General features: G+C 39.1%; 19 protein-coding genes and 1 tRNA gene. 7 read left to right on the forward strand and 13 right to left on the reverse strand.

The window, feature by feature from the left end:
* The 5 genes from B1201_RS00105 to crp form a co-directional block, all read right to left on the reverse strand.
* Positions 1 to 1,551 carry a GH3 family domain-containing protein gene (locus tag B1201_RS00105; protein WP_078191816.1) on the reverse strand — a complete coding sequence of 517 codons (1,551 nt, stop codon included), beginning with the start codon at positions 1,549 to 1,551 and terminating at the stop codon, positions 1 to 3.
* The gene (locus tag B1201_RS00110) at positions 1,551 to 2,387 is read right to left on the reverse strand and encodes a hypothetical protein (RefSeq protein WP_306441826.1); all 837 of its coding nucleotides are present in this window, start codon (positions 2,385 to 2,387) and stop codon (positions 1,551 to 1,553) included. The genes B1201_RS00105 and B1201_RS00110 overlap by 1 nt, the downstream gene beginning before the upstream one ends.
* A gap of 225 nt (positions 2,388 to 2,612) precedes the next feature.
* On the reverse strand, positions 2,613 to 5,192 hold the full coding sequence (gene clpB, locus B1201_RS00115; protein WP_078191817.1) for an ATP-dependent chaperone ClpB: 2,580 nt from the start codon (positions 5,190 to 5,192) through the stop codon (positions 2,613 to 2,615).
* 347 nt (positions 5,193 to 5,539) lie between these two features.
* Positions 5,540 to 6,589, reverse strand: coding sequence for an NADP(H)-dependent aldo-keto reductase (locus B1201_RS00120; protein ID WP_078191818.1), 1,050 nt, complete (start codon positions 6,587 to 6,589; stop codon positions 5,540 to 5,542).
* Between the two features lie 203 nt (positions 6,590 to 6,792).
* Entirely contained in the window at positions 6,793 to 7,503 is a 711-nt protein-coding gene (gene crp, locus B1201_RS00125; RefSeq protein WP_078191819.1) for a cAMP-activated global transcriptional regulator CRP, read from the reverse strand.
* A 148-nt stretch (positions 7,504 to 7,651) separates the two neighbouring features.
* On the opposite strand from crp, the gene B1201_RS00130 reads away from it, so the two are divergent.
* From B1201_RS00130 to B1201_RS00155, 6 genes are all read left to right on the forward strand, one after another.
* Positions 7,652 to 8,080 carry an OsmC family protein gene (locus B1201_RS00130; protein WP_078191820.1) on the forward strand — a complete coding sequence of 143 codons (429 nt, stop codon included), beginning with the start codon at positions 7,652 to 7,654 and terminating at the stop codon, positions 8,078 to 8,080.
* Between the two features lie 642 nt (positions 8,081 to 8,722).
* Entirely contained in the window at positions 8,723 to 9,256 is a 534-nt protein-coding gene (locus tag B1201_RS00135; RefSeq protein ID WP_078189196.1) for a fimbrial protein, read from the forward strand.
* A gap of 75 nt (positions 9,257 to 9,331) precedes the next feature.
* Positions 9,332 to 10,063 carry a molecular chaperone gene (locus B1201_RS00140; RefSeq protein WP_078191821.1) on the forward strand — a complete coding sequence of 244 codons (732 nt, stop codon included), beginning with the start codon at positions 9,332 to 9,334 and terminating at the stop codon, positions 10,061 to 10,063.
* 65 nt (positions 10,064 to 10,128) lie between these two features.
* A complete protein-coding gene (locus B1201_RS00145) occupies positions 10,129 to 12,708 on the forward strand; it encodes a fimbria/pilus outer membrane usher protein (protein ID WP_078191822.1) in 2,580 nt (859 codons plus the stop codon).
* Positions 12,705 to 13,727, forward strand: coding sequence for a fimbrial protein (locus B1201_RS00150; RefSeq protein WP_078191823.1), 1,023 nt, complete (start codon positions 12,705 to 12,707; stop codon positions 13,725 to 13,727). Before B1201_RS00145 ends, B1201_RS00150 begins: the two co-directional genes overlap by 4 nt.
* Positions 13,728 to 13,842: 115 nt before the next feature.
* Positions 13,843 to 14,136: a hypothetical protein gene (locus B1201_RS00155; RefSeq protein ID WP_078191824.1), complete on the forward strand. Its 294-nt coding sequence runs from the start codon at positions 13,843 to 13,845 to the stop codon at positions 14,134 to 14,136.
* A gap of 429 nt (positions 14,137 to 14,565) precedes the next feature.
* On the opposite strand, the gene B1201_RS00160 is transcribed toward B1201_RS00155, so the two are convergent.
* The 8 genes from B1201_RS00160 to efp all read right to left on the reverse strand — a co-directional run bounded on the left by B1201_RS00160 (position 14,566) and on the right by efp (position 23,160).
* On the reverse strand, positions 14,566 to 15,531 hold the full coding sequence (locus B1201_RS00160) for a DUF3644 domain-containing protein (protein WP_078191825.1): 966 nt from the start codon (positions 15,529 to 15,531) through the stop codon (positions 14,566 to 14,568).
* A 217-nt stretch (positions 15,532 to 15,748) separates the two neighbouring features.
* A tRNA-Val gene (locus tag B1201_RS00165) sits at positions 15,749 to 15,825 on the reverse strand.
* Positions 15,826 to 15,857: 32 nt separating this feature from the next.
* Positions 15,858 to 17,870, reverse strand: a complete 2,013-nt coding sequence (locus B1201_RS00170; RefSeq protein ID WP_078191826.1) for a transglutaminaseTgpA domain-containing protein — start codon at positions 17,868 to 17,870, stop codon at positions 15,858 to 15,860.
* A gap of 3 nt (positions 17,871 to 17,873) precedes the next feature.
* The gene (locus B1201_RS00175; protein ID WP_143221640.1) at positions 17,874 to 18,779 is read right to left on the reverse strand and encodes a DUF58 domain-containing protein; all 906 of its coding nucleotides are present in this window, start codon (positions 18,777 to 18,779) and stop codon (positions 17,874 to 17,876) included.
* Positions 18,780 to 18,791: 12 nt separating this feature from the next.
* Positions 18,792 to 19,748, reverse strand: a complete 957-nt coding sequence (locus tag B1201_RS00180; RefSeq protein ID WP_078191828.1) for an AAA family ATPase — start codon at positions 19,746 to 19,748, stop codon at positions 18,792 to 18,794.
* A gap of 229 nt (positions 19,749 to 19,977) precedes the next feature.
* Complete coding sequence (locus B1201_RS00185; protein WP_078190160.1) at positions 19,978 to 20,280, reverse strand: YbdD/YjiX family protein; 303 nt, start codon at positions 20,278 to 20,280, stop codon at positions 19,978 to 19,980.
* Between the two features lie 13 nt (positions 20,281 to 20,293).
* Complete coding sequence (locus B1201_RS00190; RefSeq protein WP_078191829.1) at positions 20,294 to 22,396, reverse strand: carbon starvation CstA family protein; 2,103 nt, start codon at positions 22,394 to 22,396, stop codon at positions 20,294 to 20,296.
* A 194-nt stretch (positions 22,397 to 22,590) separates the two neighbouring features.
* Positions 22,591 to 23,160 (reverse strand): elongation factor P, encoded by a 570-nt coding sequence (gene efp, locus B1201_RS00195; protein ID WP_067762759.1) that lies wholly within the window; start codon positions 23,158 to 23,160, stop codon positions 22,591 to 22,593.
* A gap of 388 nt (positions 23,161 to 23,548) precedes the next feature.
* Between efp and epmB the strand changes: the two genes are divergently transcribed.
* Positions 23,549 to 24,565 (forward strand): EF-P beta-lysylation protein EpmB, encoded by a 1,017-nt coding sequence (gene epmB / locus B1201_RS00200; RefSeq protein WP_078191830.1) that lies wholly within the window; start codon positions 23,549 to 23,551, stop codon positions 24,563 to 24,565.
* Positions 24,566 to 24,577: the final 12 nt, after the last annotated feature.

A 24,577-nucleotide genomic window follows, 5' to 3' on the forward strand; every position in this document is an offset into this window, starting at 1 on the left:
TCAATACTCAATTATTTTTGTTTTCATTTTCTTAAGCGGTTCAGGCTTAATATTCCCTTCAATCATGCCATTGTTCATGGCTAGTGTTTTGTAGTAGTCCCAAGCATCTTGTACATGTACCACTTCAGGTTCATCCAACTGCCCTAGATCGCGTGCCAATTCATAATGAAAATTATGTTTAAGCAAACGGTCTAGTGCTTGAGCGGATGGTTGTTTATCTACATTACCTTCACTGAGTAAAATATAGTGTGGTTTTTTAACCGAACATTGTTCAATACCCAAGATACTAATCGGCAAATAATCCGCTTGTTTAAACTCTGCAAGGACTTTAACTGCAGCATTGTGGTCGAGCTTTTCTCCAACCAAATCAACCGTCATTTTACGACCTAAAAACTTGAAGCATGGCACTTGCTGATAAAAGTCTGTGACTTCTAATTCATCATCAATCACATAACGAATTAATCCTGAACCTGTCGTGATCACAGGACTAACAATATCACCTACTTTCAGTTGCCACGATGGCACCACTTTTTGGCTGTCTTGCAAAATAAATTCATAAAAATGTGACTGATAACTTAAGGTAAAACGGTTTGCAAATGGAATCGTCACCACGCCTTCAGTTGCCCATAAACCTTTACCTTCAAATGCCACACCTGCAATTCGTTGCTGGAGTTGTACTGCCCACTGCTCTGCGCTCGCAGTATCCCAACTCGAAACCAGACTGAGTTTAGGCCACAGTTTTTTCCACGCCGTTGCTTGGGTCAAATCCAGGTCTTGTAAGCGATAGCATTGTTGACAAGATTTAGGAACTTGCAGAAAACTCAAACCCTCACGTTGCCATTGTCCAGTTTTTAAGACCTGCACAATTTCAGCTTGATGTTCATGAATGATATCCAACAATTGCAAAGCAAATGTAGGACTCCATACCGAAATCATGCCTAAATGCTTATCTGCAACGAGATACGCCGCGGTTGCAAACATGGCATCTTCGGCTGAATTCGCCATCGCAATTTCAGTCGGTACCGACTGGGTAATTTTACTCAACACTCGCTTCGACAGATTAAGCAGCGCACTGTCATCATTCAAATTACTATTTTCTAAAAGCTTTCGCTGGCTTTCAGGCAACCATGAAACCGACCAATAATGCGTTGAATTTTTAAGTTGTGGATGAGTTCGGTATAAATTGGTGAGCCATAACCCAATAGCTTCATCCAATTCATCTAAAAAAGCCTGAGTATAGGGAATGAATTTAATTGCTTCACTCGACCCACTGGTCGGTTGAAAACGGACAATTTTTTCAGGCCCCAAACAATTTTTGCCACTTTGTCTGGATTGTTCAATTTGGCTTTTCCAATTGCTATAACGCGAAAGCGGATATTTTTTAGAAAATTGCTCATAGCTTAGATTTTGCGAAATGTGCTGCTTTAAAAAATGGCTTAATTTTTTACGTTGCACATTTTCCAGCTGATTTGCCTGCTGTGTATAGCGTTGAGATGCTTTACGGCAGGCAATATTCAAGACTTGATGTGCTGTGGTGAGAAGCAATCCCATTAGGCCACCTTCGAGTCAGAACCTGTCGCGATATGCAATGTACGTGACTTATAACGTAACTTACTGTCATGTTTACTCACACTGGTGGTCTTGGTTAAGAATCGATTTACATAACGGTATAAATCGCTCCAACGCAATTCACCAATGCACGGAAGTTCAGTTCCATCGACCCACGTTGGGTTCTTGTCTTCAAAGAAAGCAATCTTGGTATTGTTTTCGCGCATCTCATGGGTGATTGGCGCAACATCTGCTTTGAGTGGCTGGTAGTCTTCGCCAAAATTCAGCAGACCTGTTTCATGGTTATAGTATTCTGAGAAATATTCTTTACAGTACGATTCGACAAAGTCTTTGAGATGAGCATTTTTCTCACCATAGTGTGGATAGTAGCTGTAGTAGTTATTAGCTAAGAGCAGATAAGTTTTAAAGCCTTTCGAGATTAAAATCCAATATACAGGTGTTCTTGGATGACGAAATTTAAAACTAATAATATAACGGAACATTGCTCGGGTTAATGCACGATTCCCCCAATACTCTTTCTCAATAATGGTATCACCACTGAAAAAAGCATGTCGGGCTTTACCATCAACAATAAAGTCACGCTCCATAACCGTCGAGAATCCGACAATTTGATTATTTTTCGGTTCAATAATGAAAAAAACACCGGTTTTTTCTAAGAAGTCGCGTTCAAAAATTTCATAACGGGTATTGGCATAATATTTTTGGTAAATACCATACATGCGTTTGAGTTCTTGAACAGTGATATCATCTGTACGTTTATATAAACTATAAGGTTCTTTTTTGATCTGCCTAAGCAGTTTAAATTCCATCATAATCATAATTTCCTGTTGCCATTCATTCATAATGAACGAGCGATATTGTTTTTGTTTTACAGAACACAGTCATCTCGTTGGATGTGTGCGGACGTCATCTTAGTGGGTGAAAATGATGAAATGCAATGAACTTTACGTATTTAAACGAAAATTACGACAAGCGTAAAATTAAAAAACCCGGCCTAAACCGGGTTTCTGTTTTTACAACTGGATGTAGCAGATTTGTGCTTTTTAGTTGAGTTTTAACTTTTCAAAAGTTAGGTGATCTCCTTCCGCTTGAACGACAATCGTATCGCCCGGTTGGAAAGCACCTGATAAGATTTTCTGTGCCAATGTATTTTCAACTTGTTGTTGGATAGCACGTTTCAGAGGACGTGCGCCATACACAGGGTCAAAACCAGCATCGATAAGTAATTCAAAGGCACTATCTTCAACCGCCAAACTCATATCTTTATCAGCCAAACGTGAACGTAAGCGATCCAACTGAATATCCGCAATGCCACGAATTTGCGCTTTTTGTAAAGAGTGGAAAACCACCAACTCATCAATACGGTTCACAAATTCAGGTCGGAAATGTTCAGATACCGCAGCCATAACCACAGCGCGAACTTCGTCTTTCGACGGGTTTTCACCTAATTCACGAACATCGGTTGAACCTAAGTTCGAGGTCATCACGATCACGGTGTTTTTGAAATCAATCACACGGCCTTGTGAGTCTGTTAATCGACCATCATCCAACACTTGAAGTAAGATGTTAAAGACATCTGGATGTGCTTTTTCAACCTCATCAAACAACACTACACTATAAGGTTTACGACGAACAGCCTCGGTTAACACACCACCTTCTTCATAACCCACATAGCCCGGAGGCGCACCTACTAAACGGCTCACCGAATGCTTTTCCATAAACTCTGACATGTCGATACGAATAATCGCATCATCACTGTCAAATAAGAAATTACCTAAAGCTTTGGTTAACTCAGTTTTACCTACACCTGTAGGCCCAAGGAATAAGAATGAACCACTTGGGCGGTTTGGATCGGATAATCCTGCACGAGAACGACGCACCGCATTCGACACTGCTACGACAGCTTCATCTTGACCAACTACACGATTATGTAAGAACTCCTCCATGTGTAAGAGTTTTTCACGTTCACCTTGTAGCATTTTCGCAACAGGAATACCTGTAGCCGCACTTACCACTTCAGCGATTTCATTTTCAGTGACTTTGGTACGAATCAGTTTCGGTTCTTCATTCACCTCGGCAACTTCTTCTTCATTCAAGCGTTTTTGCAACTCAGGAATAACACCATATTGCAAACGGCTAGCTTCTGCTAAATCACCTTCACGTTGTGCTTTTTCAAAGGCAGTACGTGCTTTATCTAACTCGATTTGAGCTTGATTCGTTCCGTCAACCAGACGTTTTTCTGCAATCCACACTTCTTCCAAATCACTATATTCTTTTTGAACTTCAGCAATTTGTTTCTCTAAGTGCTCAACTTCAGCCTTAGATACCGAATCCGCATCTTTTTTCACCGCTTCAAGTTGCATTTTTAACTGAATTAAACGGCGGTCTAAACGGTCAAGTGGCTCTGGTTTTGAGTCAATTTCCATTTTGATACGTGATGCAGCTTCATCAATCAAATCAATGGCTTTGTCTGGCAATTGACGGTCTGTGATGTAACGATGCGACATTTTTGCCGCAGCAATAATCGCAGAATCTAAAATTTGCACACCATGATGGGTTGCATATTTGTCTTTTAGACCACGTAAAATCGCAATGGTATCTTCCACACTCGGTTCATCAACGATCACTTTTTGGAAACGACGCTCTAGAGCCGCATCTTTCTCGATATATTGGCGGTACTCATCTAAAGTGGTTGCACCTACACAGCGTAGCTCACCACGCGCTAATGCAGGTTTAAGCATGTTACCAGCATCCATTGCACCATCGCCTTTACCTGCGCCAACAAGCGTATGTAATTCGTCAATGAAAAGAATAATCTCGCCATCATATTTGGCTAAATCTTTTAGAACTGCTTTAAGACGTTCTTCAAATTCACCGCGATATTTTGCACCTGCAAGCAATGAACCAAGGTCGAGTGAAAGTACACGTTTACCTTTCAGACTTTCAGGAACTTCGCCATTGACGATACGCTGTGCTAAGCCCTCAACGATTGCAGTTTTACCAACACCCGGCTCACCAATCAGTACGGGGTTGTTTTTACTACGACGTGATAAAACCTGAATGGTACGGCGAATCTCTTCATCACGACCAATAACTGGATCTAACTTGCCTTCTAATGCACGTGCATTGAGGTCTAAGGTATATTTGTTGAGTGAATCACGTTGATCTTCGTGGTTATTACTCATGACTTGTTCACCGCCTCGTATTTGTTCAATTGCACTACGTAATTTATCTGTCGTTACGCCTACACTATTTAATAAGGTTTTGGTTTTACCCGTTTCAGCTAAGCCAAGAATCACCCAATCTGTAGATAGAAACTCATCACCCGCTTTTTGAGCGAAACTGTCGGCTAAATTCAGCGCCTTGACTGCTTCAGGATTTAGGTTGATGTCCCCTGTAGGCGTAGCAATGGTGGCAGTATCCTGTAGGGCTTGCTGAAGCTTGGTTTTTAACTCAGGAAGATTAGCACCTGCCTGTTGTAACAAGTTTTGGTTCGACGGCTCTTCAAGCAATGTCGAAAGAATATGGATTCCTTCAATGGCTGTATGGTCTTTCCCCATTGCTAAAGATTGGGCATCGGATAATGCTTGCTGCAAACGGTTTGTGAATTTTTCGAATCGCATTCTTGTTATTCCTCACAACAAATTCTGTACTTGAAGCATATATGGGAGTCATATTTAAAATTTCAAATACATTTTTTAAATATTTTTCAATGAGTTAAATTTAAGATAAAGATAAATCTCAATTATAATATTGGTATAAATAGAATACTTTTCAAGTCATTTATTGAAGAATTTAGTACTTTATTATGTTGTTTAAATACATATGTATTTTTAGGCAATTTTCTTGTCAACTCAACTGACTTTCTGACAATAAAATTCAATAATTTTCCGCTAGCTTAAATCACGTAAATGTCAAAAAAGCCCACATTTACATGCAGGCTTTTACATAATCCACTGAAAAGTTCAGCTTAAGGCGCAGGATTTGGCTGCTGGCGATGAATATCTTCAATCCCTTTTAAAATGTCTTCTGATAGATTCACATCAAACGCATCAATATTTTCTTTCAACTGATCTAGATTTGTCGCACCAATGATTGTACTGGTGACAAAAAATTGCTGCTTAATAAATGCAAGTGCTAACTGTGTCAACGTTAAACCATGCTGTTCAGCCAATTGTGCATATTGTTCTGTTGCCCATTCACTCTCCGCATTTGAATAGCGGCTAAAGCGTGAAAATAGTGTCACTCGAGCATTGGCAGGACGTGCACCATGACGGAATTTACCTGTTAGATAACCAAATGCTAAAGGTGAATATGCCAATAAGCCCACGCCTTCGTAATGTGCAATTTCAGATAAACCGATTTCATAAGTACGATTCAACAAACTATATGGATTTTGCACACTGACAATTTTTTCTAAACCATGCTTTTCTGCAAGTTGTAGGAATTTCAACGTTCCCCATGGCGTTTCATTAGATAGTCCAATTGAGCGAATTCGACCTTTTTTCACCTCATGACTTAAAGCAACTAATGTTTCTTCTAAATTGGTAATAGTTTGCGTACTGTTTGCTTCGGCATTGCCATAACCCAATTTACCGAAAAAGTTGGTTGGACGTTGCGGCCAATGCAACTGGTATAAGTCAAGATAATCTGTTTGTAAGCGCAGAAGAGATTGATCTAGTGCAGACTCAATTTCCGAAGCAATAAATTTAGTTTGCCCGTCACGAATATGACTACCGCCTTGTGACGGTCCTGCAATTTTTGAAGCTAAGATTATTTTATCGCGGCCACCGCGAGCTGCAATCCAGTTACCTATAATAGTTTCAGTCAAACCTTGGGTTTCAGGTTTCGGCGGGACAGGATACATTTCTGCAGTATCCCAAAAGTTAAGACCACGCTCTAAAGCATAATCCAGTTGCTCGAAAGCTTCTGCTTGGGTGTTTTGTTCACCAAACGTCATGGTGCCTAAACAAATTTCTGGAACTAATATGCCTGTATGTGCCAATGGTTTAAATTGCATGCCGCAAATTCCCTCTTTATTTTAAATATCAATATATAAGTCACGAAGTAGCTTACATAAGATATCGGCTTTGTTTAAATCATAATTTTCTGTTTATTTGTCAAAAAATGTGAGAAAGGTTGCTTCCGCTATAATAGTGAGAAATGAATGGACATAAAAAAAGCAAACCCCTGAGTTTGCTTTTTTTAGATTCGGAAGACTGATTATTCTTCGTCGTCGAAATCGTCAGAAGCCAATTGGCTTTTCTCTTCAAGCGATGCATCAAAAATTAGAATCGCTTTACCATCAGTTTCGATCATACCTTGCTCTTCAAGTGTTTTTAGAACACGACCAACCATTTCACGGGAACAACCCACGATACGACCAATCTCTTGACGAGTAATACGAATCTGACGACCATTCGGCAAAATCATTGCCTCTGGTTGTGAAGATAAATCAATTAAGCAACGTGCAATTCGACCTGATACGTCAATAAACGCAAGGTCAGTTACTTTACGCGTCGTATTTTTAAGACGGCGTACAAGCTGTGCAAATACCGCATAACTTAAGTCTGGGTATTGTTTACTTAATTCATGAAAGTTTTCATAGGTAATCTCAGCAATTTCACATACATCTCGCGTACGCACTTCTGCAGTACGCTGTGCATTTGCTTCGAATAGACCCATTTCCCCAAAAAAGTCACCCGCATTTAAGTACGCAACCACAATTTCACGCTCATCATCTTCGCGTAAAATGATAGATACTGAACCCTTAAGAATTAAATACAAAGATTTAGATTCTGAGCCCGCATCAATGATTGTTGTACGTTTTGGGTAACGATTAATATATGCACGTTTTAATAATGCCTTCACCGACTCAGGTAACTGCCCCGGAGATAGCGCATCTGTGCTAAGTTGTGAAAAGTTTGAAGTCATGCTAACAGTTTCCGAATATGGATAATTTATAGATCGCACAAGACCTAAAGTGAACTTGTCACACGTAAGAGTTGAAATTCCTTATCAACTCAATTTATGTTAGTGTACAGGTACTGCGTAAATTTATAGCTTTTTTTAGGGACTTGCAATGCAAACTAGTGTTCATTGGCTAGAGAATGTTGCTTTTGAAGCAAAAACTCAAAGTGGTCACACTGTTATGATGGATGGATCACAAGAATATGGCGGTGAAAACCGTGGTCCGCGCCCAATGGAACTGATTTTAACAGGACTTGGTGGTTGTGCATCTTTCGATATTGTGACGATTTTAAAGAAAGCACGCCAAGACATTACTGATGTTCGTTGTGAATTAAATGCAGAACGTGCCGACACTATTCCTGCTGTATTCACTAAAATTCATTTGCACTTTGTAGTCACTGGTCATGGCGTGAAGGAAAAGCAAGTTGCAAAAGCGGTTGAACTTTCTGCTGAAAAATACTGTTCTGCGAGCAAAATGCTGATGGATGGTGGTGTAGAAATTACCCATGACTTCGAAATTTTAGAAACTGAAGATGCATAATTTATTTGTTCAATTAAGAGCCGCATAGAATGCGGCTTTTTTGTTTCAAATAATCCGCTATAGCATACATTGTATAAAGCACTGCTATATAGTCATAAACGCAGAAATATGAGCCAAAGAAGTTTGGCTTAATCACTTAAACAATCAATATCCAAATTGATGTATTTGCACATAGATGCATTTACATCCAATTCCATCTCATGATGAATTTACGACTCTCCCCCTATGAGTCTATATTAGGCTAAATTACGATTGGAAACGATCGCGGTTAATACCTTTCATATAAGTAGATTTGATTCAACCATATTCTCGATAACACTTTAATTAATTAAAACTTTAATAAATCTGTCATCAATTTGTTGATTTGACCATTCACTCTGTAAATTTACAAAAATATTTAAATTACTTTTCACTTAATTAAACTCTTAATTTTTATTAAAAGGCTTCATAAGCATTTATTTTAAATAATAATAAATTATAAATTAACTAACTATACAACTGTAGTTTAATTCAACAATAAAAACACATAATTTAAATTTAATGTGACGTGGTTTACATTTTTAAAATCAGCGGTTAATCTTCTGTTACCAAAGCGGTACACCACCAATGACAAACAAAGCCTATTTTTTCGGGAAAAGTAAAATGAAAAAGATCGTTCTAATTGCTGCTACAACAATTCTAGGTATCAGCGCTGCAAATGCTGCTGATGGCACTATCACTATCAATGGTTTAGTTACAGATAAAACTTGTGACATCGTTACCCCTCAAGGTAAAGATTTCACTGTAACTTTACCTACTGTGTCTAAGCAAACTCTTGCTAAAGCAGGTGATGTTGCTGGCCGTACTCCGTTCACAATCAACTTAGCAAACTGTTCAGAAGGTAAAGTTGCTACTTATTTTGAACCAGGTGCAACTGTTGATTTTGCTTCAGGCCGCTTAAACAACCAAGATGCTGCTGGCGCGAAAAACGTTCAAGTACAACTTTTAGGTTCAAACAATCTATTCGTTCCAGTTCTTGCAGCTGGTGCTAATGGCGCGCAAACAAACTCACAATGGGTTGACGTTGCTGACCAAGGTTCTGCTGACTTGAACTACTATGCAGAATACTACGCAACTGACGCTTCTACTGCTGGTAAAGTAACAACTTCTGTTCAATACACCATTATTTACCAATAATCGTTATTGCAACTGAGAGCCGATGCAGTTCGCTGCATCAGCTCACTCATTAAATACCCTTTGTGAGAATAAGTTATGCGCTTTAAGCCTTCCCTTTTCAAAACTGCACTTTTAGCTGGGCTGTTCCCTTTTACTGCTGCAAATGCCGAAATTATTATTCACGGCACACGTGTCATTTACCCTTCAGATGCGCGTGAAATTACTTTGCAAGTGAGTAACAATGGCAACAAACCGTCGCTAGTACAGGCTTGGATTGATGAAGGAAATGCTTCAAGTACCCCTGACCAATCACAAGCTCCTTTTATGATTACTCCACCTATTTCACGGGTAGATAGTCAAAAAGGGCAAACTTTACGTATTTCTGCCTTACCTAAAGCAGGCAGCTTAAGTAAAACCCAAGAAACTTTATATTGGTTGAATATTTTAGATATTCCACCAAAACCGACTGCAAAAAATGTAAATGATGTACCAGAAAACTTTTTACAACTGGCAATCCGTTCACGTATCAAGTTCTTTTACCGTCCGAGTGAGCTAAAAGATGATGTAAGCACTGCGCCATCTAAGCTTCAATGGTCTGTACAAGGTAATCAGCTAAATGTGAAAAATCCGACACCATTTCATATTACGCTGACCTCAATTAATCAAGACAATGCAGGTAAACGTATTGACTTAATTAATGAAGGCTTGATGCTTAAACCTTTTTCTGAAGACCATGTAGCACTAAAAACAGCGAATACTTCAAAAATGGTTTTCACCAGTATTAATGACTACGGTGGACGTGTGGAATTACCAATTAAAGTGCAATAGCTTCAAATAAACAAAAGTAAATTCATTTAAAAGCACCTATTTCCAATGAATAGGCGGACAGTTTCATGCAAAAAAAACAACAAAGTCTAAAATGGGTTAAACGTCACATCAGCTATTATATTGCTCGCGGCGTTATTACACTCAGCATGCCTGCTCTTGTTCATGCAGCTGAAACCGAAGTAAAGCCAACTGTTGCTGAAGAAGCAGAGTTTGACTCAGCTTTTTTAATTGGCGACGCAAAAAAAATCGATGTTGAGCGTTTTAAATTTGGCAATCCAATTTTGCCTGGCGAATATAATCTTGATGTCTATGTCAATGGAAACTGGTTTGGCAAGCATCGTATCGTATTTAAAGCCTTAGATAATAAAGAAAATGCCTTTACCTGTTTCTCTGAAAATAGCCTGATTCAATATGGCGTAAAGCCTGATGCTTTAAAAAAAACAGCTGATGCACTTCCGAATGTAGCGCCATGTCAAAAAATTGAGCAATGGATTGATGATGCCTATTATGAATATGACAGTTCTCGCCTGCGTATTGATATTTCAATTCCACAAATTGCCATGCAAAAAAATGCGCAAGGTTATGTAGATCCAAGTGTATGGGATCGTGGAATCAATGCTGCTTTTCTTTCATACAATGCCAGCGCTTACAAAACATTTGACCGCATGCAAGGCCGTCAAGAACGCACAAATGCGTTTACCTCTATAAATGCAGGCGCCAATCTTGCAGGTTGGCAATTTCGACATAACGGACAATGGCAATGGCAGGATGGCGACCAAAGTAACAATGAAAATCCATCCGAAAGCCAAAGCAGTTATGATGCTGTCAGCACTTATGTACAGCGCGCATTTCCTAAATATAGAGCCGTACTGACTTTAGGTGACAGCTATACCGATGGCGAAATTTTCGATTCATTCGGTTATCGCGGTGTAGATATCTCCAGTGATGACCGTATGCTGCCAAACAGCATGATTGGCTATGCACCGCGTATTCGAGGCAATGCAAAAACCAATGCAAAAGTGGAAGTACGCCAGCAAGGTCAGCTGATTTACCAAACAACTGTAGCGCCGGGCAACTTTGAAATTAATGACCTCTACCCTACAGGTTTTGGCGGTGAACTTGAAGTTGCTATCTTGGAAGCTAGCGGTGAAATTCAGCGTTTTAAGGTTCCTTATGCATCTGTTGTACAAATGCTGCGCCCGGGCATGAGCCGTTATTCGATCACTGCTGGTCAATTCCGTGATAAAGACATTGATCTTGATCCTTGGATTGTGCAGGCAAAATATCAGCGGGGTTTACACAACTACATTACGGCTTTTACTGGTGTACAAAGTGCAGAAAACTATACTGCTCTGACCTTGGGCAGTGCCTTCGCTACACCTGTTGGTGCAATATCACTGGACGTGACCCATTCTCAAGCTGATTTCAAAAAACGTGATAGCGAAAGTGGGCAAAGTTACCGTTTAAGTTACAGTAAACTTATTACGCCAACGAATACCAACTTAACTTTAGCCGCTTACCGCTACTCGACTGAAAACTTTTATAAACTGCGCGATGCTTTAATGATCCAAGATTTGGACGATAAAAGTATCAGTTCAAGTCATGTTGGTAAGCAGCGAAGTGAATTTCAAATTACTTTAAACCAAGGCTTGCCAGACAAATGGGGCAACGTTTATGCCACTGGCTCTTGGGTAGACTATTGGAACCGTCAGGAAACAACTCGCCAATACCAAATTGGCTACAGCAATACTTATAGCAGTTTAACTTATGGCTTATCTGCGATTAAACGTGTGGTCGAAGATACAGCAACTAAGCGCACCACCAATGATACAGAGTATATGTTGACGCTGTCCTTGCCTTGGACATTTAAGAAAAATTCAGTCAATTTCAACTCAATTACCACACAAGACAGCACAACTATTGGCATGAGCGGTACGGTCGGTGACAGATTCAATTACGGTACTTCTGTTTCAGATACTTATGGTAGTAATCCGAGCATGAACGTCAACGCTCAGTACCGCACTAACTTTGCTACTGTGGGTGGTTCATACAGTGTTTCTGATCAGTATCAGCAAGCAATGCTTTCTGCACGCGGTAATGTAGTTGCACATTCTAAAGGTGTACTGTTTGGCCCAGACCAAGGGCAAACCATGGTCTTGGTTTACGCACCTGAAGCAGCAGGTGCTAAAGTAAATAACGCAACAGGATTAAGTATCAATAAATCAGGCTATGCAGTTATTCCATATGTAACACCATACCGTTTAAATGACATTACGCTTGATCCACAAAATATGTCGACCAATGTAGAATTAGAAGAAACCAGCCAACGTATCGCGCCGTATGCTGGTGCAATTTCACAAGTTAGCTTTGCAACAAAATCCGGTAAAGCTATTTATATTCATGGTTTAACCTCAGAAGGTAAAACCCTACCATTTGCAGCTGAAGCATATAGCTCTCAAGGTGAAAATGTCGGCATGGTTGCACAAGGTAGCATGGTTTATTTGCGTACCAACCAAACAGCGGATACTGTCACCATCAAATGGGGCGATGAAGATACTGAGCAATGCCGCATTCAATACGATGTGACAAAACAAGCAGAAGATAAAAATCTCACCATGATCACGACTGAAGGTGTATGCCAATGAAAATGAAAATTGTTAATACCCTATTGCTGCTCGCTGGAACGGCTGGTCTGTCTGAAGCTTTTGCTGCGTGTACACCACAATCTGGATTCAGATCGCAAGATGTCAGTATGTCTGTCGGCCGAGTTGTTGTTCGTCCAAGTGATGCGGTGGGTACAATATTAAGAAAAGCCACTTTTCCAATATCTTCAAATGGATCTACCATCCGATGTGATAGCGGTACTGCATCTACAATCAATGCTGTGTTAAGTCAGGGCTTTACACTCAGTCCATCTGGCAACTCTATTTACAATACTAATATTCCCGGCATTGGCATTCGGCTCTATCGTGAAGCTGAAGGTGCTTCAGGATTTTCAGGCTACTATCCGTATTCACGCGCTTTGTCTAGAAATACTACTTACAACTTAGCGAATGGCTATTTTGTGGTCGAAATTGTAAAAACTGCACCTACAACAGGTTCTGGCACATTAGTCCCTGGTCAATACAGCAGCTATTATGTAAATGGCTATGCGAACAAGCCACTACTGACCAGTACAGTTTATGGTAATGCGATTACCATTGCCTCTTCTTCATGTGAAATCCAAGGCAACATAAATAAAGTGGTCCAATTACCTACTGTTAATAAAGCAGACTTTAAAGGTGTAGGTTCTACTCAAGGTGAACAAGCATTTGATTTAAATATTCTGTGCAATGGCGGTAAAAACCCAACAGGATATGAAGAAAGCAATAAAATCAGTTTAAGCTTTGATTACAATGCTGCGGCAAATACCAATAATCAAGTCATTAATAATGATGCACCTGCAAATACCCGTGCACGCGGTGTCGGTACACAAATACTTTGGAATTATCAAAATCAAAACAAGGTCATTGCCAAAGGCGATAAACTAGCGCTTGGTACACTAAGTTCTAATCAAACGCTGCAATATAATGTGCCAATGAAGGCGCGCTATTATCAAACTGAGCCAACTGTTTCACCTGGAACAGTTCGAGGTATGGCAACCGTCACAATTGAATATGATTAATTTGATGCAAATCACTCTTTATAAGTTTTTTTTATGCATTGAATGAATTTTTCTTGTTATTAACAATATAGACGTGTATTTATTTAACTAAACATCTCAATAATGGGGAAAAGAGATGAAGTTAAATAAATATATAACTTTAATTGGTTCAATTGTATTTTGTGGCGTTGGGCCGCTTTGCCATGCTGAGCAAATCAATTTTAACGGAACAATTTCAGAATTTACCTGTGCACAGCAGTCGACAGAACAGGCTTGTTTAGATTTGAATAAAGCAATTATAAAACTGAAGATTCAACAAGATTCTAGTGCGAATTCTGCATTGAACAAACAAACATCCAAGACTGCGGATATTTCTATTGAGAACACAGAAAATCAAAACCGTAAAGTAATGGTTATTAATTATCATTGATCAGATTCAATTTAATTCGCAAAGTCTGAATAATTGATTTGGGCTTTGCAATATCTATTCCAATCTTTTGAATTAAAATAATTAACAATTTTATAATATATATAAAAATCACTTTAAATTTTATTTTTTCATTTTATAGTGCTCTGACATGTTAATTGGCTTAATTAATTTAATAAGATATATCATAAGTATTTAAGGCTATCTAAAAAAAAAAATACTTAAACTCAGTATCCCCTTCTATTAGAACTAACGATAAATTTTAATATTTATTTAATGTGTAAAAAGCTTACAAACGTCTACTTTATTGTAAGAATTTGAATATACTTATAAATACGAGCAGACTCGAACTGCTGACCTCTACGATGTCAAAGTCAGATTTAACTGATTTATATCAATATTTTAATATCAATTTGACGCATACTTGTCGCATTATAGATTAGCACTTAACTCTGTTCGTACTAATTGAATCCATTTCTCATAATAATGCCAGTGCTTGTCAGCAACCATTGTACCAAAGCCATTTGCTGGGTTTTTTGCATCAAATTTTTTAACAAGCTGAGTATGGCTATGCATTGTGAAATTATCAAAACCTTCTTCTTTCATCTTACAGACCACTTGGCTGGGTAGAAACTTTGCCTTTTCTGTTTCTTTAATAACGGCATACTCTTTATTAAGACCAACTGCTAATGGAGAATCTGATTTAACGAATTCAATCACCTTATCGGCCTGACCACGACGATTCGCTGTTTTAGGAATAAAAAGTATCCTATATGCATATCTAGGATTCGCATACTCATCATCATTTAAAGATTTATCGAAATCCATAATATAAGAAGCAATATTTTTTGGTAGCCCATCTTGATCCATTAACATTTCTTTTTGCTCTGTATCAATTGATGAAAATTGCAAACTAAATGAAAGATGGTTTTCTATACCCAACTCTCTGCCAAAAAAGTCTTTAAGATATTCATTATAATTTAAACAACAAGCCTGAAATCTAGCACTAAGCAGATCATCAATTTTATTAGTCATTTGATGTTCAATTTCATGTCTCAATCCAATTAAGAACCTAAGGTTATTTGCTGTATCTTGATCGATTGGATTCTCGGTACAATTTAAGCATCTTTCCAACTCCCAGTATTTATAAGCGCCTTTATTGGTTCTATGAAATCTTTTTCTGCCCCTAGCATTATCAAAATAACGATATTCAATTTTATTGGCTCTGAAATATGCGTGTAATAAGTAAGTCCATGCAATATTCATTAACACTATGTAAGACTCTGCCTTAAAAGACATACTAGGATTATTGAATATTTGTACCGCGGCTAAAGCGGCTTCTCTTGATTTCTTAACTAATTCCCCTTTTACAGAGGCTATTTGTCTTAATCTTGTCATAACTCTCTAAATATTTAAAATTATTCAATCTTTCTAATTTAAACACTAGTTCAAAAACTAATCCAACAAATTGTTATTTTGACGTTTTTTTGACGCATTTCTTTGGGAAATTGGCGTTTTTGGAGGTTTTTCCCAATTTTAAGTTATAAGTTTAGTAAGAAACAGGCATAAAAAAAGACCTATAAGCATCTGATTTACTTATAAGTCCTTGATATCTTGGTAGGTTTAACCAGATTCGAACTGGTGACCTCTACGATGTCAACGTAGCGCTCTAACCAACTGAGCTATAAACCTAGAATGCGTAGAATCATATTCATTTTTATTTTTTATGACAAGCTCTTTTCTGAGTTTTTTAAACTTTGCGTACAAGTTTTGAGCAACAACTTAAAACATTGAATATCTTGACAACTTAGCGCAGTACCAACATATACTTCCTGCTCAAATAACATTATAACTTGTTCAAATGCCGCCCTTTCCTGTTCAGGTACATTTTCAGCCAAACGTTGTAGCCAATGCCGAAAACTTTCAGAAGTCAATTTTTGCTGGCTCAAGGGTAAATTCTTTGCGAAATTGGTAATTTCTCTTTCAAGAGGGCTTAAACTTTTTCTTTTTTTCCACAAAATCCATATAAAATATAATGCTACAATGCCACCAATACTCAAAATAAGAATTAAAACAACTGCATAAGCAGAATTTACCCCGAGCTTTTTAAACCATTGTTGCTGTGATTCAGCATTATAACCCACCACCTTGCTTTGCCATTGGTAACTCGCATAATCACTCCATACACGGACTTTTTTCAACATCGAAAATTGTTGATAGGCCCAAGTCGACTGCTGGCTCCCAAAAATTGTCCGATCTTGTTCCATATAATCCTGCATCCCACCATCGATACGCTGCGGTGCGATCATGGCCGTCGGATCAATACGACGCCAATGTTGATTGACATAAACCTCTGTCCACGCATGTGCATCAAGTTGACGAACTTCCCAACTTTTTCCATCTGGTGCTAATTGACCACCTTGATATCCCACAACAATACGCGATGGAACACCCACATAGCGCATCAACATTGCAAAGCTCGAAGCAAAATGTTCGCAAAAGCCCTGTCTTGATCCAAATAAAAAATCATCTATCCGATTTTGCCCCAATACACCTGGGCTTAAGGTATATGCAAAACGATTTTGTCTATACCATTGCAAAACTTCGGCAATATAACGCTCAGGATTTTGATGACTTCGCTGCCATAAAGTTTGGGCCAATTGTTGTGATTGAACATCCAAGTGTTCAACATAGCGAGTGTTTATTTTTTCAAGTAAAGATACATTTTTTATTTGTGGCGGCTCTGCACTTCCTAACCATTTTAGTTGAATCGGCTGTGTACGTGCTGTTAATCGGTAGGGTGTAATTCGACCATCTTGACCTAAAGCAAAACGTGCTTCATTGGGAACGGATTGCTCCAACGACATAATCCACATCACAGTTGGGTCGGCAGCCAAATATTGATAATTTAATGTCCGCTTGGGTTTTAAATCGTCTGGATTCAGCTGTATAACGTTCTGGTTAAAAAAATGACTGGTCCATTTAGAACCATCATATTCATCTAATGCCATCGCCCGCCAATACAGCTCTGTACGAGGTGGCAAGGCTTGAATATCACCGATTATACGAAAAGCCAAACTACTCGACTGTGATAACTCAGCAATATCGCCGGGAGACATGCTGTCACTGATTCCTGTTGTGGCTTTATTTTCAGGAATAGGAATATGCCATAGCGGCGGCAGGCGTGGAAAAAAGAGAAACAGTAAAATAAAGAATGGAACAGCTAAGGCAATAAATTTACCCACATGCCCAATATCTTGTTTAATCGCTTGTACTTCACCGACTGAGTTTTGGCTAAAACCAAAGGTCTGTAAACGGTATAATCCAATAAAGCAGCTCAACAACGCCAACAAAATGACCAATGCCATGGCAAAAGACTGGCTAAACAAAAAACTACTGGCAATCACAAACATCGCAAAGTTAAATAAAATAATTACATCACGACGTGTTTTTGTTTCTAAAGATTTAGCAAATAAAAATGTACTAAGTACTGTAACCCCTGCATCAACACCAATAAAGGTTTTATGACTTATGTAAATGCTGAATAAAGCTATCAATGTCAGCACATAGGTTAAAATTTTAGAAAATGGTTTTTTACTGGCGCGGGTATTGTGTAATAAAATAAGCCAAATGACTAAAAATACTAATGATGTCACCACTGGTATATAAAGCATTTGCGCAATGAGCACCAAAGCTAAAGTGAGTAGTATGGAGCGGCTTATGGTATTTTCAATCATAAATCAAGCCTGCGCCAATAACCGTTTAGCTTCGGAAAAATGCAGTGGCCCATTGCCTGAGGACAACTCAGAATTAGGTAAATACAGTGCATATTGATCGTGATTTTGCTCAGCCTGCTCGACCAAACCCATCATAAGGCTAAGTTTTTCTTCATGACTTTGAGTTGGCATATGGTGATAATGAATCTCCAATTTCTTTAGATCTTCATATTGTTCAAAGACTTTCACATATAAGCCTTGTCCTCGTGCTGCTTGTTTCCAAGACACCGCATGAAGTGAATCCCCCGTCTGAAAACTCCGTAATTCGCGAAATTCATCAAGATCAGGTTCAAAGTTTTGCTGTTGTTGCTTATTTTCAACGGAATGCCAACTGGCTTGAGGTGCAACCCACGCTGGTTGCTGTACGTACAAATACGTCCAGGCCCAAACCAAACCAAAGGGATAAACACTATAAATTTGTATAGGTGGAATCTGAAAAACACCGCGTTGGCTGGTTGTAAAATTTAATTGAAAGCAATGCTGTTGCGTATTGAAAAATAATTTATGTAGCTGATTTTCCGTTTTAATCCACAAATATCTAGCCTGTTCAGCATCTTGTTTAAAGTAAATATCGACCGAAAGTAATTCACCTGCTTGCGGTGTATCAACAACATTTATTTGAATCTGTAACGCATGAAGCTGCTTAAAAGTAATATAGAAACTAATACACAGTACAGCACTAATTAAAAAGCAAAAGCCTAGAATCAAATTATTGGCATAATTCACACCTGCAATAAAGGTGATGAAAATTAACACCAAATACAAGTAGCCTTGCTGATAGATAAAGATCAAGACGTCTTTTTGGGTCAGCTGTTTATGCTGATCAATTTTAAATCGACGTTCAATCCATTGCTGCCACATCGAAGCCAAGGTTCAACTCCTTTATTGAATCGAAACTTGTTCTAAAAGCTTAAAGGCTTCAAGATCTGACAGCCCAATTCGATGAGATACCACAGCTGCAAACACCGCTTGCACATCGTCAGGATTCACATAATTTCGCTGCTCAATCAGCGCATAGGCTTGCGCAGCTTTCTTTAAGGCTAAAACACCACGCGTAGAAAGACCATGTCTCCCTTTACGTGTTTCAGCAGCAAGATCCAAAATGTAATCCATCAAACGATCACTCAGATGTATCTGCTCGACAAAGCCTTGTAGTTGTAAAATTTCTGCTTCATTAAAGATATGTACTAATGCCGCAATCAGATCATGGCGTGAAGTTTGTTGGAGTAATAATTTCTCTGCCTGACGCGATGGATAACCTAAAGACAAACGCATTAAAAATCGGTCCAACTGGGACTCAGGTAAGGCATAAGTACCACTTTGAAATAAAGGGTTTTGTGTCGCAATCACCCAAAATGGTTGAGGCAAAGCATATCGCACACCATCAACCGTCACATACCCCTCTTCCATCGCTTCCAATAAAGCACTTTGGGTCTTTGGACTACAACGGTTGATTTCATCTGCCAATAAAATTTGGGTAAAAATCGGCCCAGATTTAAACTCAAAATGATGTTCTTTTTGATTAAACATATTTACCCCAATCACATCGCTGGCCAGCATGTCATTGGTAAATTGAATCCGTTGAAACTTTAATCCCGCCAAATGTGACAAGGCGCTAGATAATGTCGTTTTTCCTAAACCAGGTAAGTCTTCAAATAGCACATGCCCGCCTGCCAATAGACAAGCTAAAGCCAATTTGGTTTGCTGATTTTTATCCAAAATAATTTGGTTAATTTGTTCGAGGAATATATTTATTTTCGGGTAAAAAGGCGCAAGGCTCTGCTCACTTAAAAGCGTTGATGTATTATTTTGTTGGCTTTTCTCTGATCCCCAAAACACCTTTTATTCCCCAATAAAAAAGTTAAATGAATGACTAACATACAGGGTTTTATTTAAAAATACAGTGTTTATCTCCAAGCCATACCCAGTTCATTACTTTTAATACATACGCTTGATATTTATTGAGTATACAAAAGGGTTGTTTTCGCTTCGACTGATCACAAATCAGCAATAAAAAAAGCGTCCCGAAGAACGCTTTTTTCTTAGATTTTTGGCTCGAGTCACTGCATTAGCAAGGACACTTCTTCATGTCACCACCAGCTGATGGATAACGTGCATCTACACAGTGACGATAAAATGTTTTTGCATCCATCGCTTCCAAATCAGGATGATGTTTTGCCATGTGTTCCAAATAGTTTTGGTAATCTGGCACACCGACCATCAGGCGGAAGCTTTGCTGTAAACGTTGCCACAACGTCGCAATACGTGACCAATTTTTCGGGTTCAGAATTAAATCCTTCTGCGACATAATGGTCATTTTAATGATTTTATAAATCACCGTTTTTCCACTTTTTGCAAACTTCAGGTTCATTCATATTCCCCTATTAATGTGCTGAATTTGACGGATTAATTTCAGCTGGGTCACGGTAAATCGCTTCGGCTTCATTCACCGATGGATTTGGATTTGCCAAGGCACGACGCACCACACCAATCGCTGCAAATAACATCACAAATGCCACGATCATAAAGAATGCACAAAGACCGGCATTGATTTGATTCGACAATGCAACCGTATGCATTTCAGCCATGGTTTTCGCAGGTGCCAACAATTCATTTTTCGCAATGGCTGCATTAAAACGATCTGCCTGAGCCAAGAAACCAATCTTTGGATTTTCGTGGAAAATCTTCTGCCAACCAGCGGTCATTGAAGTAATAAACAAGAATAATGTTGGGATAATTGTCACCCAAACATACTTTTGTTTTTTCATCTTGAATAAAATCACTGTACCCAAGATCAATGCCATTGCAGCAAGAATTTGGTTACCAATACCAAATAGCGGCCATAAACTATTAATACCGCCGAGTGGATCAACCACGCCTTGGTAAACGAAGAAGCCCCAACCTGCAACAGCCACCGCTGTACCTAACAGATTTCCGAAGAAGTTATGTGAGTTTTTAACAGCAGGAATCACGATACCCACAGTATCTTGCACCATGAAACGACACGCTCGCGTACCCGCATCAACTGCCGTTAAAATGAAAAGTGCTTCGAATAAAATCGCAAAGTGATACCAGAACGCCATCATTGAACGGTTATTAAAAATTTCCGTAATGATATGTGCCATACCAATCGCAAATGTTGGTGCACCCCCTGTACGAGACAGAATCGAATTTTCACCCACTTCTTGTGCAAGTAAGGTCAATGCTTCAGGTGTTACCACGAAGCCTAATGTACGAACTGCTTCTGCAGCGGACTCAACCGTTGTACCAATCACAGCTGCTGGTGCATTAATCGCAAAATACACACCAGGCTCAAGAATCGTTGCACAGACCAAAGCCATAATCGCAACAAAAGACTCCATCAACATGCCGCCATAACCGATCATGCGAATATCTTTTTCATTATTCACAAGCTTCGGTGTCGTTCCTGAAGAAACGAGCGCATGGAAACCTGAAATCGCACCACAGGCAATGGTAATAAACAAGAATGGGAACATTGAACCAGCAAATACAGGACCTGTACCATCAATAAAATGCGTTACCGCTGGCATTTTCATTTCAGGTAAAGCAAACATAATCCCGATTGCTAAACCTGCAATAACACCAATTTTTAAGAAGGTCGATAGGTAATCACGTGGTGCAAGCAGTAACCAAACAGGTAATACTGATGCCACGAAACCATAACCAATCAACCACCAAGTTAGTTCAGTACCTGAAAGTGTAAAGAATGGCCCCCAGTACGGATGCTGTGCAATGTCGCCACCATAGATAATCCCAGCCATCATCAGTACAAAACCAATGATCGACACTTCTGCAATTTTACCCGGACGGATAAATCGCATATATATACCCATGAAAATCGCAATCGGTACAGTGGCAGCGATACTGAAGACACCCCACGGACTATTGGTCAACGCTTTTACAACCACCAAAGCAAGTACCGCAAGAATGATGATCATCACACCAAGTGCGCCAAGCATCACGATGATTCCGGCAAATGAGCCAAGTTCTTGTTTTGCCATTTCACCGAGTGAACGACCATCACGACGCGTTGAGATGAATAAGACTAAAAAGTCTTGAACCGCACCGGCGAGAACAACACCCACCAAGAGCCAAATTGTTCCCGGCAAATAACCCATTTGCGCAGCAAGGATTGGTCCGACTAAAGGACCTGCACCTGCAATCGCGGCAAAGTGGTGACCAAATAGAACACTTTTATTGGTCGGCACATAATCCAAACCGTCAGCTAAGCGATGAGCAGGCGTTAAACGTCGCTCATTCAGTTCAAAGACTTTATTGGCAATAAATAAACTATAAAAACGATATGCAATGCTATACACACAGATTGCTGCAAGGATCAGCCAAACTGCATTGACATGCTCGCCTCGACTGAGTGCTAGTATGCCGAATGAAACGGCACCTAGAATGGCTACAAACAGCCAGATAATCTTCGAAGCCATTCCTGACTTCGGTTGAATGTTTTCCATCTCAATCCCTCATAAATGTTGAAATAAATCAGCTTGATTTTTCTTGTTCGAGGTACTGCTGTTTCTTCCCTTGAAACTCTACTCCTGTTATAGGTTTTTTCATCTAATACTTTGGAATAAAAATTTAAACCAATAGGTATAAAAAAAGGGATGAATCACTTCATCCCTTTCGATAATAGTCTATTTTTAAACCATTATGCACGTTCTAAATAGTCACCAGTACGAGTGTCTACACGAACGCTTTCTTCTTGCTGTACGAATAATGGAACACGTACAACTGCACCAGTTTCAAGCTTAGCCGGTTTACCGCCACCGCCTGAAGTATCACCACGTACACCTGGATCAGTTTCAACGATTTTTAATACAACGAAGTTTGGCGCGCTCACAGTTAAAGGAACACCGTTCCAAAGCATGATTGTGCAAAGTTCATTTGAGTCATCTTTCAACCATTTAGCCGCGTCGCCCATAGCAACTTTATCAGCAGCGATTTGTTCGAAAGATTCTGGGTCCATGAAGTTCCACATTTCACCGTCGTTATACAAGTAGTTCATTTCAACTTCTTGGATGTCAGCAGCTTCTAGTGAATCACCAGATTTGAAAGTTTTTTCTAAAACTTTACCAGTTTTAAGGTTACGTAATTTTACTCGGTTAAAAGCTTGGCCTTTACCTGGTTTTACGTATTCGTTTTCCATGATTGAACATGGGTTACCGTCAAGCATGACCTTAAGGCCTGACTTGAAATCATTCGTAGAATAATAGGCCATGACTGGCTCACTCCAAACTTACTAACTTTAATCTATAGATGCTATGGGCTGTAACATGTCATTTAGCAAGTACTGACTGTAACATTGGCTGCCACATGCACATTAATGTGATATTGCGTATTCTAAATGACCAATGCACCATGTCGCAACGAAAAAATCCCCATAAAAGGGGTCAAGCTGCTTAACTTACACTCAGACATTAAAGAACTTTGTTTATACAATGCCCACAAACAGGTAAAATTGCTGTTTACTGAAACTTAATAAATGTTTCGTAGGCTTCATCCGTTCTAAGCTTTATCGGAATTTTTTCAGCTTAAACATCAAAGTTCGACGCATTAATTTCAGCAATATTCCCTTCTCACCTTTCTGCATTTTTTAAACAATCGGCATGATAAACTATTTATTTCAAGAGCAAAACTGGCAAACACAATTGAGTGATTTGATAACAAATCCTCAAGAATTACTCGATGTATTAGAACTTTCGCATGATCAGTTATTATCGGGTGCTCAGTTCGCAGCAGATGAGTTTCGCCTACGTGTGCCGCGCGCTTTTGTCGAAAAAATGCAAAAAGGTAATCCGCTTGATCCGCTTTTACTCCAAGTTCTACCGCATCATTTGGAACTTGAAGAACACGCCGGTTTTGTCACCGACCCTTTAGGTGAAGAGCAGGCTAACCAACAGCCAGGGGTATTACATAAGTACAAGTCTCGTTTTTTACTGACTTTAACCGGTGCCTGCGCGGTCCATTGCCGTTATTGTTTCCGCCGTCATTTTCCATACCAAGAAAACCTGCCTAAAAATGACGATTGGCCAAACATTAAACAATATATTGAACAACAACCCGATATTAATGAAGTGATTTTAAGTGGTGGAGACCCGCTCACACTATCAAATCGTAAACTTCAAGTGTGGATTGAACGTTTATCGACTTTGCCACAAATTAAATTTTTGAGAATTCATTCACGAGTTCCTATCGTAATCCCCAACCGTGTCGACGAAGAGCTGGTTTCTATTTTAAAAAACAGTAGGCTACGCATTATTCTAGTGGTACACTCAAATCATCCATCAGAGCTAGATGACTTCACGTGCAGCCAGCTTCAACAGCTTGTCAAACAAGGAATCACCGTGCTAAACCAAGCAGTCTTATTAAAAGGGGTTAATGATTCTGCAGAAGTATTAGTCGATTTAAGTTACCGCTTATTCGACGCAGGTGTAATGCCATATTATTTGCATGTTCTGGATAAAGTAAAAGGTGCTCATCATTTTGATACACCAGCTCAGGATATTGATTTAATTTATAAAAAAGTTTTAGAGAACCTACCTGGTTATTTGGTTCCTAAACTTGTACGGGAAATAGCGGGCGAAAAAAACAAGACACCGCTTTTTGGGGCTTCAACTTTTTGAGTTAAATAATAA

Source organism: Acinetobacter sp. ANC 5600, from assembly GCF_002018395.1.
Taxonomy (GTDB): domain Bacteria; phylum Pseudomonadota; class Gammaproteobacteria; order Pseudomonadales; family Moraxellaceae; genus Acinetobacter; species Acinetobacter amyesii.

What these genes read in the sequence shown, in the direction of transcription:
- B1201_RS00105 (WP_078191816.1), bottom strand. Translation starts at nt 1,551, where the DNA reads ATGGGATTGCTTCTCACCACAGCACATCAAGTCTTGAATATTGCCTGC.
- B1201_RS00110 (WP_306441826.1), bottom strand. Translation starts at nt 2,387, where the DNA reads ATGATTATGATGGAATTTAAACTGCTTAGGCAGATCAAAAAAGAACCT.
- clpB (WP_078191817.1), bottom strand. Translation starts at nt 5,192, where the DNA reads ATGCGATTCGAAAAATTCACAAACCGTTTGCAGCAAGCATTATCCGAT.
- B1201_RS00120 (WP_078191818.1), bottom strand. Translation starts at nt 6,589, where the DNA reads ATGCAATTTAAACCATTGGCACATACAGGCATATTAGTTCCAGAAATT.
- crp (WP_078191819.1), bottom strand. Translation starts at nt 7,503, where the DNA reads ATGACTTCAAACTTTTCACAACTTAGCACAGATGCGCTATCTCCGGGG.
- B1201_RS00130 (WP_078191820.1), top strand. Translation starts at nt 7,652, where the DNA reads ATGCAAACTAGTGTTCATTGGCTAGAGAATGTTGCTTTTGAAGCAAAA.
- B1201_RS00135 (WP_078189196.1), top strand. Translation starts at nt 8,723, where the DNA reads ATGAAAAAGATCGTTCTAATTGCTGCTACAACAATTCTAGGTATCAGC.
- B1201_RS00140 (WP_078191821.1), top strand. Translation starts at nt 9,332, where the DNA reads ATGCGCTTTAAGCCTTCCCTTTTCAAAACTGCACTTTTAGCTGGGCTG.
- B1201_RS00145 (WP_078191822.1), top strand. Translation starts at nt 10,129, where the DNA reads ATGCAAAAAAAACAACAAAGTCTAAAATGGGTTAAACGTCACATCAGC.
- B1201_RS00150 (WP_078191823.1), top strand. Translation starts at nt 12,705, where the DNA reads ATGAAAATGAAAATTGTTAATACCCTATTGCTGCTCGCTGGAACGGCT.
- B1201_RS00155 (WP_078191824.1), top strand. Translation starts at nt 13,843, where the DNA reads ATGAAGTTAAATAAATATATAACTTTAATTGGTTCAATTGTATTTTGT.
- B1201_RS00160 (WP_078191825.1), bottom strand. Translation starts at nt 15,531, where the DNA reads ATGACAAGATTAAGACAAATAGCCTCTGTAAAAGGGGAATTAGTTAAG.
- B1201_RS00170 (WP_078191826.1), bottom strand. Translation starts at nt 17,870, where the DNA reads ATGATTGAAAATACCATAAGCCGCTCCATACTACTCACTTTAGCTTTG.
- B1201_RS00185 (WP_078190160.1), bottom strand. Translation starts at nt 20,280, where the DNA reads ATGAACCTGAAGTTTGCAAAAAGTGGAAAAACGGTGATTTATAAAATC.
- B1201_RS00190 (WP_078191829.1), bottom strand. Translation starts at nt 22,396, where the DNA reads ATGGAAAACATTCAACCGAAGTCAGGAATGGCTTCGAAGATTATCTGG.
- efp (WP_067762759.1), bottom strand. Translation starts at nt 23,160, where the DNA reads ATGGCCTATTATTCTACGAATGATTTCAAGTCAGGCCTTAAGGTCATG.
- epmB (WP_078191830.1), top strand. Translation starts at nt 23,549, where the DNA reads ATGATAAACTATTTATTTCAAGAGCAAAACTGGCAAACACAATTGAGT.